Source organism: Brevibacterium sp. 91QC2O2 (assembly GCF_024580695.1).
Classification (GTDB): Bacteria; Actinomycetota; Actinomycetes; order Actinomycetales; family Brevibacteriaceae; genus Brevibacterium; species Brevibacterium moorei.
In genome coordinates this window covers 1-13,082 of the sequence record NZ_JANIJY010000018.1, presented here as the reverse complement: position 1 = coordinate 13,082, position 13,082 = coordinate 1, and the positions used below count along the sequence as shown (strand labels likewise).

Below are 13,082 nucleotides of genomic sequence, written 5' to 3'. Positions count from 1 at the left end.
GCGGCCCCGACGGGGCACGCGTCAGAGTGCGAGGCCGATCGCCAGGGTGATCACGCCGAGCGCCGGGATCACACCCTGCTTGAGGGCGGCTGCGGACTTGTCCGGACTGGACAGCGCCAGCACCAGCGCGGCGGCGGACATCGAACCGGCGGCGCTGAACACCAGCGCCGCCCCGACGGCCGTGCCGCCCAGGGCGACGAAGACGATGCCGACGATCACGACGATCGCCAGGAACAGGTTGTAGAAGCCCTGGTTGAACGCCATCCCCTTCGTCGCCCTCGCCTCTGCCTCATCCGTTCCGAACGTCGCCCACGTGCGCGGGCTCGTCCACGCGACGGACTCCAGGTAGAAGATGTAGACGTGCACCAGCGCGGCGACGCCCGCGAGCACGAGACCTGCGACGATCATGATGTTGCCCCTTTCACGGACTCTCGCCCGTGTTCTGTAACGACTCTTCCAATATATACTGGAAAGAACGTTACGGAAAGAAGGCGGGCGATGTCACGCACGCAGAGCTTCGATCGGGATGCGGTCGTGCACGCCGCGCGGACGCTGTTCTGGCAATGCGGCTACGAGGACGCATCCATCCCCGCGCTCGAACACGCCACCGGACTGAGCCGATCCAGCATCTACAACACTTTCGGATCCAAGCGGGGACTCTTCGACGCGGCGGTGCAGAGCTATCTCGACGACATCGTCCGCCCGCGGCTTCGCCCGCTGCAGACCGATCCCGTCGATCGGGATGCGATCCTCGCGTACCTCACCGGGCTCCGCGACGCGTTCCGGCGAAGGGATTCGATGCCCGCCGCCAACGGCTGCCTGCTCATCAACGCGGCCGGCGCATCCATCGCCCACGACGAGCAGATCGCCCGCACCATCGCCGAGTACCGCACCGAGCTGCACACGGCGATCTCTCGCGGCATCGCCGCACACGAGCCGGAGGGCGATCCCGCGGACCGGGCGCGCCTCGTCGACGCGGTGACAGGACTGGTCGTCGCGGCGTTCGCCCTCGCGCGCATCGACCACGCACAGGCGGCGGACGGGCTCACCACGGCGATCCGGCTCGTCGAGGAGGGCATGCGGCGCTGACGGCTCGAGGATCGGCCGGAGTCCCTCAGGAGACCGGACCGACGCCGACCACGAGCATCGGAACCCGCCGGGCATGTCCGCGGACGCAGGTCAGGTCGGTGCGACGTCCCCATGCTCCGAGGACTCCAGCGGTGCCTCGCCACGCAGGCGCCGGCAGCATCCACCGCCGGGTTTCACGCGGGGAACAGTCTCACCGCTGGCCGTGCTCGTGCCGCTGCGACAGCACGAGGGGGAAGGGTCATTCGAAGGCTCCTGAGAGTGAAGTGATCTGGGCGATGGCGTCTCCGGCATTAGCGGGGATGGGGAAGGCTCGACCGACAAGATCGTCGGGTAGGTCTGCGTGATCGCGGTTGATGCGGATGAGTCTGGCGTTCGGCAGGGCACGAGCGAGCTGTTCACTGGGCCAGCGGATCACGCCGGGCGTGTTGAAACCAGCACCGATTTCCACGATGGCAAGGGAGTCCCCACTCTCCCGTGTTTCGGCGAGCCAGTCGTTGAGGCGGCCGAGACCGGGCTGGAAGTGATCGTTGATGTACCAGGCTCCGGCGTACACGTTGAGGAACACCTGGCCGCCGCAGTTCGGGCAGGTCGAGATCGCCTCGGGAGCGACCTTCCCCGTCCCCGGGTCATAGGCGTCAAGGGCGGCACGGATGATGGGCTCGGATGGCCAGACTTCGCGGGTGCAGGGAGTGAGGCATTGGTACAGTCCGTAGTCGCCTTGCGGGGTGTACATACGATCGGTGTCGAACCCGTTGCGCGAGAAGAGCTGGTCGACATTCGAGGTCATCACGAAGTAGTCGCGGTCGCCAACCATGCCCCGTAGTTGCTGGTATAGCGGTGACGGTGCGGGGTTGAACCGAATGTCGCTCGTGTGCACGGCCCAGAATCCCCAGAGGTACTCGGGCGGCAGGTCGCGGCCGATCATCTCGTAGCGCGCTCGTAGCCCGGCCTGGTGGAGCACGGGGAACAGCTCCGCGAAACGCTCCTGGTCGGTGTAGTCGAACCCGGCTGCAGCGGAGAGTCCCGCGCCGGCGGTGACGAGTACCCGATCAGCGTCGGCAATCCACGAAGCGGCGTCGCGCATGTCCGTCATGTCAGTACCTCCGTGATGGCGTCGAGGTAGACGGCTTCATCTGTGGGCGTGAATGCAGAAACGAGGGGTTCGATGCGGCTCTCCGGGTGGTTGGTGAGCCAGTCGCGGATGGTGCGGATTGCGACGCCTGCCCCGGCGTCCTTCGGGTAGCCGAACACCCCGGTGGAGATGGAGCAGAACCCGACGGTACGAATGCCGCCGTTGCGCCTCCGCGGCGTCGAGGATCGAGCGATAGCAAGACGCCAATGCGGCTTCATCCGCAGCTGTGGGCCGGTGGCTCGGCACGATCGGACCGATAGTGTGGATCAGATACGAGGCCGGCAGGTGATACGCGGCGGTCAGTGTCGCGCTGCCGGTGGGTTCCGCGTGTCCCTGACGTCGCATGTGTTCGGCGCACTCTTCGCGCAACGCCGGACCGGCTGCGGCATGGATCACGTTGTCGATGCAGACATGGCCTGGAACGAAGCATCCCAGCATGCGGTCGTTCGCGGCATTCACGATCGCATCAGCTCGCAGAACGGTCAAGTCACCTCGCCACAGCCGCATCCGCTCCGCGACCGAGTCGGATGAGATTCCCTGCTCGGCCAAGGTGGGAAGCGCTTCGGCCTCTGTTGATCCTCGCCGGCGTCGGGCGGGGCATCGCGACGCTGCTGCAGGCCACGGCGATCACCGACCGGTGGGGGCCGCGCGCCTACGGGCACCTGTCCGCGGTGATGGGCGTCGCGGTGCTGCTGGCCACGGCGATCGCGCCCTGGGCGGGCACGTTCCTGGCCTGGGCGACGGGCAGCTACGCGACCGGATTCGCCGTGCTGGCAGGCCTCGCCGCAGTCGGCACCGTCCTGCTCCTGCTGAGCGCCCGCCCGCACCCTGCCAGGCAACCCGAGGCAACCCGGGCCGAGCCGGCCACGGCCTGAGACGACCCCCTCGCGACCGCGGATCATGGACGGGGCGCGGCGGCGGCATCCTACCGGCTTCCGGGGGCGAGGTGGGTGCGGAGTTCGGTGACCGCGAGTTTCGCGGTGCGTCCGGCGCCGATGAGGGTTGCCGATGCGAATCCGGTCCAGTCGCCGTATCCGAGCAGATGCAGGCCGGGATGATCGACCGAGCGGGTTCCCGCGGTGGCCGGGTGCCCGCCGGTGAGGGTGAGGCCGAGCGGGGCGAGGTGATCGAGGTGCGGGGCAAACCCGGTGCACCAGATGACCGCGTCGCACGCATACTCGCGCCCGCTACTCCACGCCACGCCCGTCGAGGTGAGCCGGTCGAACATCGGGACCGCGTGGAGGACGCCACGGTCGCGGGCCTCGCGCACCGGGGGCACCATGACGATGTCGCCGAGCCCGGCCACCCCGTCATGGCGGACCCCGGCGCACTGGGCGGCGGCGCGGGCGGTGGCGACGTCGAAGAGCACCCGCCCGTCGACGTCGTCGGGCATGAACCGCGGCGGGCGCGCCGTGACCCAGAGGGTGTCGGCGACAGTGGAGACTTCGGCGAGGATCTGCGCGGCGGAGTTCCCTCCGCCGACGACCACGACCCGCTGCCCGGAAAACCGCTCCGGCGTCCGATAGTCAACGGTGTGCAACTGCGGGCCGGTGAACGCGTCCTGCCCCGGATAGGCGGGAACATGGGGGCTCTGCCAGGTACCGGTGGCGCTGATCACCGCCCGCGCCACCCATTCGCCCCGGTCAGTGCCCACCACGAAGGCTCCCGCATCCCAGCGGACCTGGTGGACGCGGACGGGCCGGTGAACGGGGAGCTCGTAGCGTGCTTCGTAGTCGGCGAGGTATTGGGCGACGTGTGCGGCGGTCGGGAACGTCTCCCCGGGCTGGGGTGGCATCGGCCAGCCCGGGAGCGGGCTGTACTGGGCCGGGGAGAACAGCCGCAGGGACTCCCATCCGTGCCGCCACGCCCCGCCCGGCCCGGTCTGGGCGTCGAGGATGACGAAGTCCAGGCCGGACCGCCGCAGGTAGAAGCCCGCGGCGAGCCCGGCCTGACCGCCGCCGATGACGACGACATCGATCACGCAGACGCCACCTGCTCCTCACCCAGCAGCTCGGCGACCAGGGCTCGGATGCGTGCCTTGATGTCGTCGCGGATGGGGCGGACGGCGTCGATGCCCTGGCCTGCGGGGTCGTCGAGCTTCCAGTCCTCGTAGCGCTTGCCGGGGAAGAACGGGCAGGCGTCGCCGCACCCCATGGTGATGACCACGTCGGAGGCCTGCACGGCCTCGGTCGTGAGCACCTTGGGCTGCTCCGCGGTGATGTCGATGCCGTCCTCCCGCATCGCTTCGACGGCGACGGGGTTGATCTGCTCGGCGGGCATCGACCCGGCGGATCGGACTTCGATGCGACCGGTGGCGTAGTGGCGGAGGTAGCCGGCGGCCATTTGGGAGCGGCCCGCGTTGTGCACGCACACGAACAGCACGGAGGGCTTGGGATCAGTCATGGCAGGTCTCTGCTTTCAGTCGGTGAGGAGGGAGTCGATGAGGGTGCGGACGCGGGCGGCGATGTCGTCGCGGATCGCGAGCACCCCGTCCGGGGATGCCAGTGCGGGGTCGGCGACCGGCCAGTCCTCGTAGCGGACGCCGGGCACGACCGGGCAGACGTCGCCGCATCCCATCGTGATCACCACGTCGGCGGCGCGGATCGCGTCGTCGGTGAGCGGCTTCGGGAACGCTTCTTCTGCCTCGGTTCCGGTGCCGGTGATCTCGGTGATGAGGTCCCGCACGTGCGGGTGGATGCCGGCGGCCGGGGTCGACCCGGCCGAGCGGGCCACGACCCGCCCTCCCGAGAGCTGCCGGGTGAGGGCGGCGGCGAGCTGGGAGCGGCCGGCGTTCGCCACGCACACGAACAGCACCTGCGGCGGCGCGGTCGCCCGGTCTCTCGTGAGGTCGGCGAGGCGTTGCTTGGCGAACCGCTCGGTCAGCGGGACGAGGTAGCGGGTGATCTTCGCCGACCTCGCCAGCGCGGTGAAGGAGTCGCGCACGATCCCGGTCACCGTCGCCGCCGGCAGTTCCGGGGTGCGGGCGGCGAGATCCGCGGCGAGATGGGTGATGTGCGCATCCATGTCGGCGAACTCCCCGAAGTCCGCAGACGGAGTCGTCGAGGCGGGGGCGACCACTGCGGGGGCGAAGGCCTCCAGCAGCGCGGTCACCGCCCCGCGCCGATCGACGGGGATGGAGTACCAGACCCAGGTGCCGCGCCGTTCGGAATCGAGCAGCCCCACGGTCTTGAGGACCTTCAGATGGTGGGAGACGGTGGGCTGGGAGACGTCGGCGAGTTCGGCGAGATCGCACACGCAGGACTCGCCGCGCGGATCGGTCGCGATCGCCGAGAGCATCCGCAGCCGCAGCGGATCGGCGAGGGCTTTGAGCGTGCCCGCGAGAGCCTGCGCGATCTCGGCGCCGATGGCCGGTGCGGCGCTGGGCGCGCAAACCTCGTCACCGGCTGCGAGGGTGTCGGTCATGAGCGTGCCTCCACGGCGTAGGGATCGGTGTGGAACCAGCTGCGGGCGGCCCACAGGGAGACGTAGACGAGGCCGACGAGCACGGGCACCTCGATCAGCGGGCCGACGACACCGGCGAGGGCCTGCCCGCTGGTCGCACCGAAGGTGCCGATGGCGACCGCGATCGCGAGCTCGAAGTTGTTGCCCGCTGCGGTGAACGCGAGCGTGGTCGAGCGGGCGTAGTTCAGGCCGATGCCCTTGCCGAGCAGGAGTCCTGCGAACCACATGATCGCGAAGTACGCCAGCAGTGGCAGCGCGATCCGTGCGACATCCCACGGCTGCGACGTGATCGCCTCGCCCTGCAGGGCGAACAGCAGCACGATCGTGAAAAGGAGACCATAGAGCGCGAACGGGCCGATCACGGGGATGAACTTCCCCTCGTACCAGTCGCGCCCCTTCGCCTGCTCGCCGAAGTAGCGGGTGAGGAACCCCGCCAGGAGCGGGACGCCGAGGAAGACGAGCACGTTGAGCGCGATCTGCCCGACCGAGACGTCCAGTCCCTGGGTGTCGAGGCCGAGCCAGCCCGGCAGGATGGTGAGGTAGAACCAGCCGAGCAGCGAGAACGCGATCACCTGGAACACCGAGTTGATGAACACCAGCACGGCGGTCGCTTCGCGGTCGCCGCAGGCGAGGTCGTTCCAGATCACCACCATCGCGATGCAGCGGGCCAGGCCGACGATGATGAGGCCGGTGCGGTACTCGGGCAGATCCGGGAGGAAGACCCACGCGAGCGCGAACATCACGGCCGGGCCGACCAGCCAGTTCAAGATCAGGGAGGAGACGAGGAGCTTCTTATCGCCGGTGACGGCGGCGACCTTGTCGTAGCGGACCTTCGCGAGCACCGGGTACATCATGACGAGCAGGCCGAGCCCGATCGGCACCGAGATGCCGCCGACCTCCATGCGGGCGAGCATCTCGGAGAGTGCCGGGATGAAGCGGCCGAGCAGGAGGCCCGCGACCATGGCGAGGCCGATCCACACAGGCAGCCACCGGTCGAGGGTGGAGAGGCGCGCGGGCTTGACGCGAACAGTAGTTGCGGTACTCATGCGATCAGGCTCTCGATCTTGCCTGCGATGACGGGCTTCGGGTGCGCGCCGATGAGCACGTCCACGCGCTCACCATCCCGGTAGAAGCCGAGCGTCGGGATCGACGTCACCCCCGCCGCCATCACGGCATCGGGGTTCTGGTCGGCGTCGAGCTTGACGATCTTCACCCGGCCGTCGTACTCGCCGGCGAGGTCTTCCAGGATCGGGGCGATCGCCTTGCACGGCCCGCACCAGGCCGCCCAGATATCGACCACCACAGGGAGATCGGACTGGATCACCTCGGCCTCGAACGTGGCATCGGTCACGGTCATGGTCGCGCTCATGCGGACACCTCCAGAAGTTCAGAATCAAGGTCCTCGGCAGGCAGGCCGGCGAGGAAGTGCTGCGCGTCGAGGGCGGCAGCGCACCCGGTCCCCGCGGCGGTGATCGCCTGCCGGTAACGGCGGTCGACGAGATCCCCGGCGGCGAACACGCCCGGCAGGTTCGTCGCGGTCGTGGGGTGCTCGACGAGCACGTAGCCGTCGTCGTCGAGGTCGACCTGGCCGGTCAGCAGCTCCGAGCGCGGGTCGTGTCCGATCGCGACGAACACCCCGGTCACGGGCAGGACGCGCTCCTCGCCGGTGCCGGTGTCGCGCAACCGGAGGCCCTCGACGCGGGTCTCGCCAAGGATGCCCGCGACCTCGCTGTTCCAGGAGACCTCGATCTTCGGATCCGCGAGCACCCGCTCGGCCATGATCTTCGACGCCCGGAACGCCTCACGCCGGTGCACGATCGTCACCTTCGACGCGAAGCGGGTCAGGAACAAGGCTTCCTCCATCGCGGAGTCCCCGCCGCCGATGACGGCGATCTCCTGGTCGCGGAAGAAGAATCCGTCACAGGTCGCGCACCACGACAAGCCGTGCCCCGACAGCCGCTCCTCTTCGGGCAGCCCGAGCTTGCGGTAGGCGGAGCCGGTGGTGAGGATCACACTGCGCGCCTCGAAGGTCTCGCCCGCACCCGTCTCGATCCTCTTGACGGCGCCAGCCAGGTCGATGCGGGTCGCGTCATCGAGGAGGATGCGGGCGCCGAAGCGCTCGGCCTGCGCCCGCATCGACTCCATCAGATCCGGACCCTGCACCCCGTCCGTGAACCCCGGGAAGTTCTCCACCTCGGTCGTCGTCATCAGCGAACCACCCGCCGACACCGACCCCGCGATCACCACCGGCGCAAGCCCCGCCCGAGCCGCGTACACCGCGGCCGTATATCCCGCCGGACCAGACCCGACAATCACTACCTGTTGCATCGACATGCTTCTATATTCACACTCATCGAATCAGCCCGCAAGTGGGATCGTCGCCCGCCGCGAAGTGTTTGCCCGGTGTTCACCTCGCCGCACGCTCGGGCAGATGATCGATCGGGCTGGCCTCAAGAGTGCCTTGATCGGTGACGGTGTAGCGCAGGGCTCCCTCGACGCTGATGCCGAAGAGGTCGCAGATGCGTCGGATGTCGCCGCCGGTCTGCTCGACTTCGTAGAGAATCCGGTCGGTGCGCAGCGCCTGGGCGGTGACACCGGCTTTCTTCCAGGGGAAGTTCCGGCTGGGCGGCGAGAGACGGGGCGCGGTCTGGGTGGTAACGAGCAGGTAGGGGTTCTTCGTCTCAGGCCAGCGTGTAGCGCGTCGATGAAGCCGGGCCTGGCACGGGCGGGCGGGCGCACCTGCGGGTATGAGACCTCTTCCTGATGCCCCCGATCGCTCCTCCGCGGCAGTCGTGCCGGTGTCGGTGCCGCTGCTCGTACTCGACGTCCAGTCCGATGGCACGCTGACCGCGCGGCTCGATGGGCAGGAGCTGGCTCCGCCGGATGGGGTGGAGGCGTGGCGGCGGGGGATGTTCGGGCAGATCGTTGACCTGGCCACGATGGAGCGGGCGTTCCCGGTGCGGGTGACCGTCCACGAGAGCGACGGCACCAGGTTCACCGACATCCTCCCTGCCGCCCATCGCCCGGTCGTGCAGCCCGACCCGGCCCCGGAATCCGCGCGGCCGTCGCGGCGTCGGGGCCGGCCCGCAGCACTGGTTGAGGTCGACGGTGGTGACGGGTTCATCGCCGGAGAAGACGTGGCGGTCGCGCTGATCATCGCCCGCACCGACGCCACCTACGAAGGGCACGTCCGCGCGCTCCTGGATCCCAGGACCATCGCCGCTGTGAAAGCGGACGAGGTGGTGCTGGTCGGGCGAGTCTCGGGTGCGATTGCGATCCGGGGCCTGTCGTGACCGGCCCCCAGACCCGCCCCGGGAGCGGGGCGATGGGAGACGAGCTGACCAACCTCGTCCTCATCGCCATCGGCGGAATCATCGGGGTCGCGTTCGTGCTGCGCGCCGCCGGCAGCGTGGCGGCATTCCTCACCGGCACCGACCAACCGACCGCAGGCGCGACCGGCGGCATTGCCGTGTTCTTCGATCCCGGTGATCCGGGCGGGCAGCTCGGCGCTGACGACCTGAACCCGGTCGTCTACTGGATCGTCACCACCGTCATGCTCGGCGCCCTCGCCGCGGCCGGCATCTGGGCATCGCGACTGTTCCGGAGGATGACGCGGCAGGCCGCCGCCGACCCGCACCGGCAGGCAGGCGTCGCGACCGGGCACGAGGTCGCCCAGACGGCGTCGGCACGGGCGTTGATGCGCCGCGCCAGCACCCTCCGACCCGCGCTTGATGATCCGCGTCCGGTGGATGTCGGGTACCGGTTGGGGCAGTCGCGGCGGTGCGAGGTGTGGGCGAGCGTGGAGGACTCGATCCTGCTGATCGGCCCGCCCCGCTCCGGGAAGGGCCTGCACCTGGTGATCCCCGCGATCCTCGACGCTCCCGGCGCCGTCGTCACCACCAGCACCCGCCCGGACAACCTCACCGCCTGCCTGCGCGCGAGAAAGCGTGTCGGCCCGGTCGCGGTGTTCGACCCGCAGCACCTCGCCGAAGGCCTCCCCGCCGGGCTGCGGTGGTCACCGATCCGGGGCTGCGAGTCCCCGCAGACCGCGATGATCCGCGCCGCCGGCCTCGCCTCCGCCACCGGCCTTTCTTCAGGCGGGGTCGAGGGCGGCGACTTCTGGGAAGGCAAGACCCGGGCAGCACTCCAAGCCCTGCTGCACGCCGCCGCCCTGGATGGCCGGTCGCCGGTCGAGCTGTTCCGGTGGACGCTCGACCCCACGAGCGCGGCGGATGCGGTCGCGATCCTCACCAACCACCCGCAGGCCGCGACCGGGTGGGCGGACTCGCTCGCCTCGATGATCGACTCCGATCCGCGCACCCGAGACTCGATCTGCAAGGCGTCTCCCTCTCCCTGGCTGCCCTCGCAGACCCGCGGGTGCTCGATGCGGTCTCCCCGGCAGAGGGCGAGGAGTTCGACCCAGAAGCCTTCATCCGCGACCGCGGCACGTTGTTCCTCCTCGCGACCGGTGCCGGAGCGGGCAACAGTGCCGCGCTGGTCGCCGCGCTGGTGGAGGATCTGATCGAGACCGCCCGCCGACTCGCCGCCCGCTCCACCGGGGCCAGGCTCGACCCGCCGATGCTGCTGGCCCTGGACGAGATCGGCAACCTCGCCCCGCTGCCGTCGCTGCCGACGTTGATGGCCGAAGGCGGCGGCACCGGGATCACCACCCTCGCGGTGCTCCAGTCCCTCGCCCAAGCCCGGGACAAGTGGAACGAGCACCAGGCCGGCGCGATCTGGGATGCCTCCATCGTGAAAGTCCTCCTCGGCGGCGCCTCCAACAGTCGTGATCTCCAAGACCTGTCCACGCTGATCGGGGAACGCGACGAGCTGACCGACTCCACCACGGTCGGCGACTATGGCTCCCGCTCCAACCAGCGCTCGATCCGCCGGGTGCTGATCCTGCCCCCGGACCGGATCAGGACGCTCCCGTTCGGCACCGCCGTCACGCTGCTCCGATCCGCGCCGCCGATCATCACCGATCTGCGCGGCTGGCCCACCCGCCCCGACGGGACACAGCTCGCTGCGGATCGGGCCGAGGTCGAACAGCTCCTCCACAACGTCCACCAGAGCTGATTCCGTCGCGGAGCTCGCAGGGTCGGGTGAGTGCACCTGCCTGCTGAAGCCGCCCACGTCAGAGGTGCGCGGCCTGAGCAGACCTACGGGAGCACACGATGGACGAGCAGCAGCAGTCTCAGCAGCCGGATCCGGAACTCGGGCAAGCGTTCTACGGGTTCGTCGCCTCGACCCCGAAGCGGACGTACCACGACGGGGTGCCACGCCTGTACTTCAAGGCCGGGCAGGAGCACCACGAGTATGCCCCGGACGGGTCGCGGATCAAGCTGCCGACCACCTTCCACGACGTCGTCGCCTTCCGGGGCGCGGCCGAGGCCGGGTACGCGAAGCTCGCCAAGCAGGACTGGTTCATCGCACACGGCACCCTCAAGCCGAGCACCAACCCGAAGACCGGCGTCGAGTCGAACGAGTTCATCGCGAACCGGCTCGGACATGACGCCTCCCGCATGAACACCGAGGTCGGCACGTCGCGCCGGCTGTCGCAGATGGAGCCCCCGAAGCAGGCCGGGCCCGAACGCGCCGTCGAGTTCAGCGCCCCGGAACCCGAACAGCCCAAGACCGTGCAGCCCGCCCGGGCCCTGTGAGAAGGGGCGGACATCATGAACGACGACACCACGACACCTGCTGATCCGGTGGAGCCGGAGGACTGGGACGACCTGGACGACGCATTCGACCCGGCAGGCGCGGGCGATGACGTGCCTGGGCCGCCGCGGCCGGTGAACTGGAACCTGCTGCTCTCACACGACCTGGAGCAGGAATGGCTCGCCCTGAACCGGTGGGTCGAATGGCTCCGTCACACCTACGCCCTGCCGGCCTCGGTGATCCCGCCGCTGTGGCACCGCCACCCCGAACTGCTCTGGGAGCTGTCCGCGCTGCACCTGCACTGGCTCGCCGCCTACGACCCCGAGCAGAACGCCAGCGCCCCGATCGGCTGGCACCGCGACTTCGCTGCCGCTCGCCAGCGGCTGCGCGACTGGGTCGCCGCATCCGGCACCCGACTGGACCGCGACCGGCCCTCCCGACAGACCGCCTGGCCCGGCGAACCACCCGCCCCGACCGTCGAGGACACCCCGATCGAGGACCGTCGCGCCGACTTCGTGCAGTACGTGATCGAGCAGGTCGCCCGCAGCAAAGCCGTCGAGGACTCCTTCTTCGCCGGGATCGATTATGCGGAAGGAGACGAGCAGTGACCCGCTCCAGCACCCCGCCGCCGCGCATGAAGAACCACCGGGTGCAAGCCGAACCACGACAGAGCCCGGACCTGCACCAGCTCGCGCGGCTGTTCATCGGGATGGCCCAGGCCCGCGCCCGCGACGCCCACACCGCTCATAGCGCCCCAGACCCGGGCAGCACGGCTGCGGAGTCGCCGGGGCTCGCCGACCGGCCGTCCGGTGCCCGTGACGAGTCCGGAGCTCCGAGGTAGAATCGATGTACGTCGCCAGCGGCGGACCGGGTACCGGATCGCCGTGGTACGACCTTCTTGCTGAGCCCTTCGGGGCACTACCTATCACCACCCGCAAGGGTGGTTTCCGGGTCTTGTTGTTTCCTTACTGTCGCACCGCACGAGCAGGTTTCTCCAGCTCGTGTTGGCCCCACCTGTGGGGAAGGAAACACGACCCGTGTCCACTGCGAATACGTTCTCCGGCACGCCCGGAGACACTGACTGCCTGGCCCCGGCGGGGCCGCCATCGTTCGACCTGAGCCAGATCGGCGAGACCACCACGCTCGCCGTGTCCTACCTGCGCGTGTCCACCAAGGAGCAGGCCTCCAAGGGCGGACGGGACGAGGGCTTCTCGATCCCCGCGCAGCGCGAGGCGAACCTCCGCAAGGCCCAAGACCTCGGCGCGGTCGTGATCGAGGAGTTCGTCGATGCGGGCGAGTCCGCCCGCAAGGCCGATCGCCCCGCGCTGATGGAGATGATCGAGTACGTCAAGACCCACCCGGTCGCGTACTGCATCGTCCACAAGGTCGACCGCCTCGCCCGCAACCGTGCCGATGATGTCGCGATCCACCTCGCGCTCAAAGAGGCCGGGGTGCTGCTGGTGTCCGCGACGGAGAACATCGATGAGACCCCGTCGGGGATGCTGCTGCACGGCATCATGTCCACGATCGCGGAGTTCTACTCCCGCAACCTCGCCAACGAGGTCTCCAAGGGCATGACCCAGAAGGCCATCACCGGCGGCACCAACGGCAAGGGGCTCATCCGATTTGGGAGTGTAGTTGGGGTCTGAATCCCCCTGCTTCCAGGAGGCTGCGTGCAACGTAGTTGGTCAGGTTCCGGAAGCCGAGGGCGGAGCCTCGGAGGTGCTCGAGTCTTCCGTTG

16 protein-coding genes and 1 pseudogene are annotated in these 13,082 nt (G+C 69.3%); 8 read left to right on the top strand and 9 right to left on the bottom strand.

The window, feature by feature from the left end:
- Nucleotides 1-21 precede the first annotated feature (21 nt).
- Nucleotides 22-408 (bottom strand): DUF1304 domain-containing protein, encoded by a 387-nt coding sequence (locus NQ036_RS11685; RefSeq protein ID WP_257048824.1) that lies wholly within the window; start codon nucleotides 406-408, stop codon nucleotides 22-24.
- Nucleotides 409-498: 90 nt separating this feature from the next.
- On the opposite strand from NQ036_RS11685, the gene NQ036_RS11680 reads away from it, so the two are divergent.
- A complete protein-coding gene (locus NQ036_RS11680) occupies nucleotides 499-1,089 on the top strand; it encodes a TetR/AcrR family transcriptional regulator (protein ID WP_257048825.1) in 591 nt (196 codons plus the stop codon).
- Between the two features lie 238 nt (nucleotides 1,090-1,327).
- Here the strand turns inward: NQ036_RS11680 and NQ036_RS11675 are convergent, their stop codons facing one another.
- Complete coding sequence (locus tag NQ036_RS11675; RefSeq protein WP_257059139.1) at nucleotides 1,328-2,182, bottom strand: hypothetical protein; 855 nt, start codon at nucleotides 2,180-2,182, stop codon at nucleotides 1,328-1,330.
- Between the two features lie 36 nt (nucleotides 2,183-2,218).
- Complete coding sequence (locus NQ036_RS15845; RefSeq protein ID WP_373456779.1) at nucleotides 2,219-2,659, bottom strand: macro domain-containing protein; 441 nt, start codon at nucleotides 2,657-2,659, stop codon at nucleotides 2,219-2,221.
- An 89-nt stretch (nucleotides 2,660-2,748) separates the two neighbouring features.
- Between NQ036_RS15845 and NQ036_RS11665 the strand changes: the two genes are divergently transcribed.
- Nucleotides 2,749-3,096, top strand: coding sequence for an MFS transporter (locus NQ036_RS11665; protein WP_257048828.1), 348 nt, complete (start codon nucleotides 2,749-2,751; stop codon nucleotides 3,094-3,096).
- A gap of 50 nt (nucleotides 3,097-3,146) precedes the next feature.
- Here NQ036_RS11665 and NQ036_RS11660 read toward each other — a convergent pair whose 3' ends face one another.
- Genes NQ036_RS11660 through trxB form a run of 6 tightly spaced genes read right to left on the bottom strand, consistent with a single transcriptional unit; the run spans nucleotide 3,147 to nucleotide 8,017 of the window.
- Complete coding sequence (locus tag NQ036_RS11660) at nucleotides 3,147-4,202, bottom strand: ArsO family NAD(P)H-dependent flavin-containing monooxygenase (protein ID WP_257059135.1); 1,056 nt, start codon at nucleotides 4,200-4,202, stop codon at nucleotides 3,147-3,149.
- Nucleotides 4,199-4,624, bottom strand: a complete 426-nt coding sequence (locus tag NQ036_RS11655) for an arsenate reductase ArsC (RefSeq protein WP_257059132.1) — start codon at nucleotides 4,622-4,624, stop codon at nucleotides 4,199-4,201. Before NQ036_RS11655 ends, NQ036_RS11660 begins: the two co-directional genes overlap by 4 nt.
- Before the next feature lie 15 nt (nucleotides 4,625-4,639).
- Complete coding sequence (locus NQ036_RS11650; protein ID WP_257048831.1) at nucleotides 4,640-5,644, bottom strand: metalloregulator ArsR/SmtB family transcription factor; 1,005 nt, start codon at nucleotides 5,642-5,644, stop codon at nucleotides 4,640-4,642.
- Nucleotides 5,641-6,729 carry an ACR3 family arsenite efflux transporter gene (gene arsB / locus NQ036_RS11645; RefSeq protein ID WP_257048832.1) on the bottom strand — a complete coding sequence of 363 codons (1,089 nt, stop codon included), beginning with the start codon at nucleotides 6,727-6,729 and terminating at the stop codon, nucleotides 5,641-5,643. The genes NQ036_RS11650 and arsB overlap by 4 nt, the downstream gene beginning before the upstream one ends.
- Complete coding sequence (trxA, locus tag NQ036_RS11640; RefSeq protein ID WP_257048833.1) at nucleotides 6,726-7,052, bottom strand: thioredoxin; 327 nt, start codon at nucleotides 7,050-7,052, stop codon at nucleotides 6,726-6,728. Before trxA ends, arsB begins: the two co-directional genes overlap by 4 nt.
- Entirely contained in the window at nucleotides 7,049-8,017 is a 969-nt protein-coding gene (gene trxB, locus NQ036_RS11635; RefSeq protein WP_257048835.1) for a thioredoxin-disulfide reductase, read from the bottom strand. Before trxB ends, trxA begins: the two co-directional genes overlap by 4 nt.
- Nucleotides 8,018-8,430: 413 nt before the next feature.
- Here trxB and NQ036_RS11630 point away from each other — a divergent pair, with 413 nt between their 5' ends.
- The 6 genes and pseudogenes from NQ036_RS11630 (at nucleotide 8,431) to NQ036_RS11605 (ending at nucleotide 12,990) form a co-directional block, all read left to right on the top strand.
- Entirely contained in the window at nucleotides 8,431-8,976 is a 546-nt protein-coding gene (locus NQ036_RS11630; RefSeq protein ID WP_257059130.1) for a hypothetical protein, read from the top strand.
- Nucleotides 8,977-9,008: 32 nt separating this feature from the next.
- Nucleotides 9,009-10,759, top strand: a pseudogene (locus NQ036_RS11625) (type IV secretory system conjugative DNA transfer family protein).
- Between the two features lie 98 nt (nucleotides 10,760-10,857).
- Nucleotides 10,858-11,343, top strand: a complete 486-nt coding sequence (locus NQ036_RS11620) for a hypothetical protein (RefSeq protein WP_257048838.1) — start codon at nucleotides 10,858-10,860, stop codon at nucleotides 11,341-11,343.
- Between the two features lie 15 nt (nucleotides 11,344-11,358).
- Nucleotides 11,359-11,949 (top strand): hypothetical protein, encoded by a 591-nt coding sequence (locus NQ036_RS11615; protein WP_257059128.1) that lies wholly within the window; start codon nucleotides 11,359-11,361, stop codon nucleotides 11,947-11,949.
- Nucleotides 11,946-12,182, top strand: coding sequence for a hypothetical protein (locus NQ036_RS11610; protein ID WP_257059126.1), 237 nt, complete (start codon nucleotides 11,946-11,948; stop codon nucleotides 12,180-12,182). The genes NQ036_RS11615 and NQ036_RS11610 overlap by 4 nt, the downstream gene beginning before the upstream one ends.
- Before the next feature lie 196 nt (nucleotides 12,183-12,378).
- Nucleotides 12,379-12,990, top strand: coding sequence for a recombinase family protein (locus NQ036_RS11605; protein ID WP_257059123.1), 612 nt, complete (start codon nucleotides 12,379-12,381; stop codon nucleotides 12,988-12,990).
- Nucleotides 12,991-13,082: the final 92 nt, after the last annotated feature.

Coding starts and splice junctions, on each gene's coding strand:
- trxA (WP_257048833.1), bottom strand. CDS start 7,052: ATGAGCGCGACCATGACCGTGACCGATGCCACGTTCGAGGCCGAGGTG.
- arsB (WP_257048832.1), bottom strand. CDS start 6,729: ATGAGTACCGCAACTACTGTTCGCGTCAAGCCCGCGCGCCTCTCCACC.
- NQ036_RS11665 (WP_257048828.1), top strand. CDS start 2,749: ATGAGATTCCCTGCTCGGCCAAGGTGGGAAGCGCTTCGGCCTCTGTTG.
- trxB (WP_257048835.1), bottom strand. CDS start 8,017: ATGTCGATGCAACAGGTAGTGATTGTCGGGTCTGGTCCGGCGGGATAT.
- NQ036_RS11620 (WP_257048838.1), top strand. CDS start 10,858: ATGGACGAGCAGCAGCAGTCTCAGCAGCCGGATCCGGAACTCGGGCAA.
- NQ036_RS15845 (WP_373456779.1), bottom strand. CDS start 2,659: ATGCTGGGATGCTTCGTTCCAGGCCATGTCTGCATCGACAACGTGATC.
- NQ036_RS11655 (WP_257059132.1), bottom strand. CDS start 4,624: ATGACTGATCCCAAGCCCTCCGTGCTGTTCGTGTGCGTGCACAACGCG.
- NQ036_RS11680 (WP_257048825.1), top strand. CDS start 499: ATGTCACGCACGCAGAGCTTCGATCGGGATGCGGTCGTGCACGCCGCG.
- NQ036_RS11685 (WP_257048824.1), bottom strand. CDS start 408: ATGATCGTCGCAGGTCTCGTGCTCGCGGGCGTCGCCGCGCTGGTGCAC.
- NQ036_RS11650 (WP_257048831.1), bottom strand. CDS start 5,644: ATGACCGACACCCTCGCAGCCGGTGACGAGGTTTGCGCGCCCAGCGCC.
- NQ036_RS11630 (WP_257059130.1), top strand. CDS start 8,431: ATGAGACCTCTTCCTGATGCCCCCGATCGCTCCTCCGCGGCAGTCGTG.
- NQ036_RS11675 (WP_257059139.1), bottom strand. CDS start 2,182: ATGACGGACATGCGCGACGCCGCTTCGTGGATTGCCGACGCTGATCGG.
- NQ036_RS11615 (WP_257059128.1), top strand. CDS start 11,359: ATGAACGACGACACCACGACACCTGCTGATCCGGTGGAGCCGGAGGAC.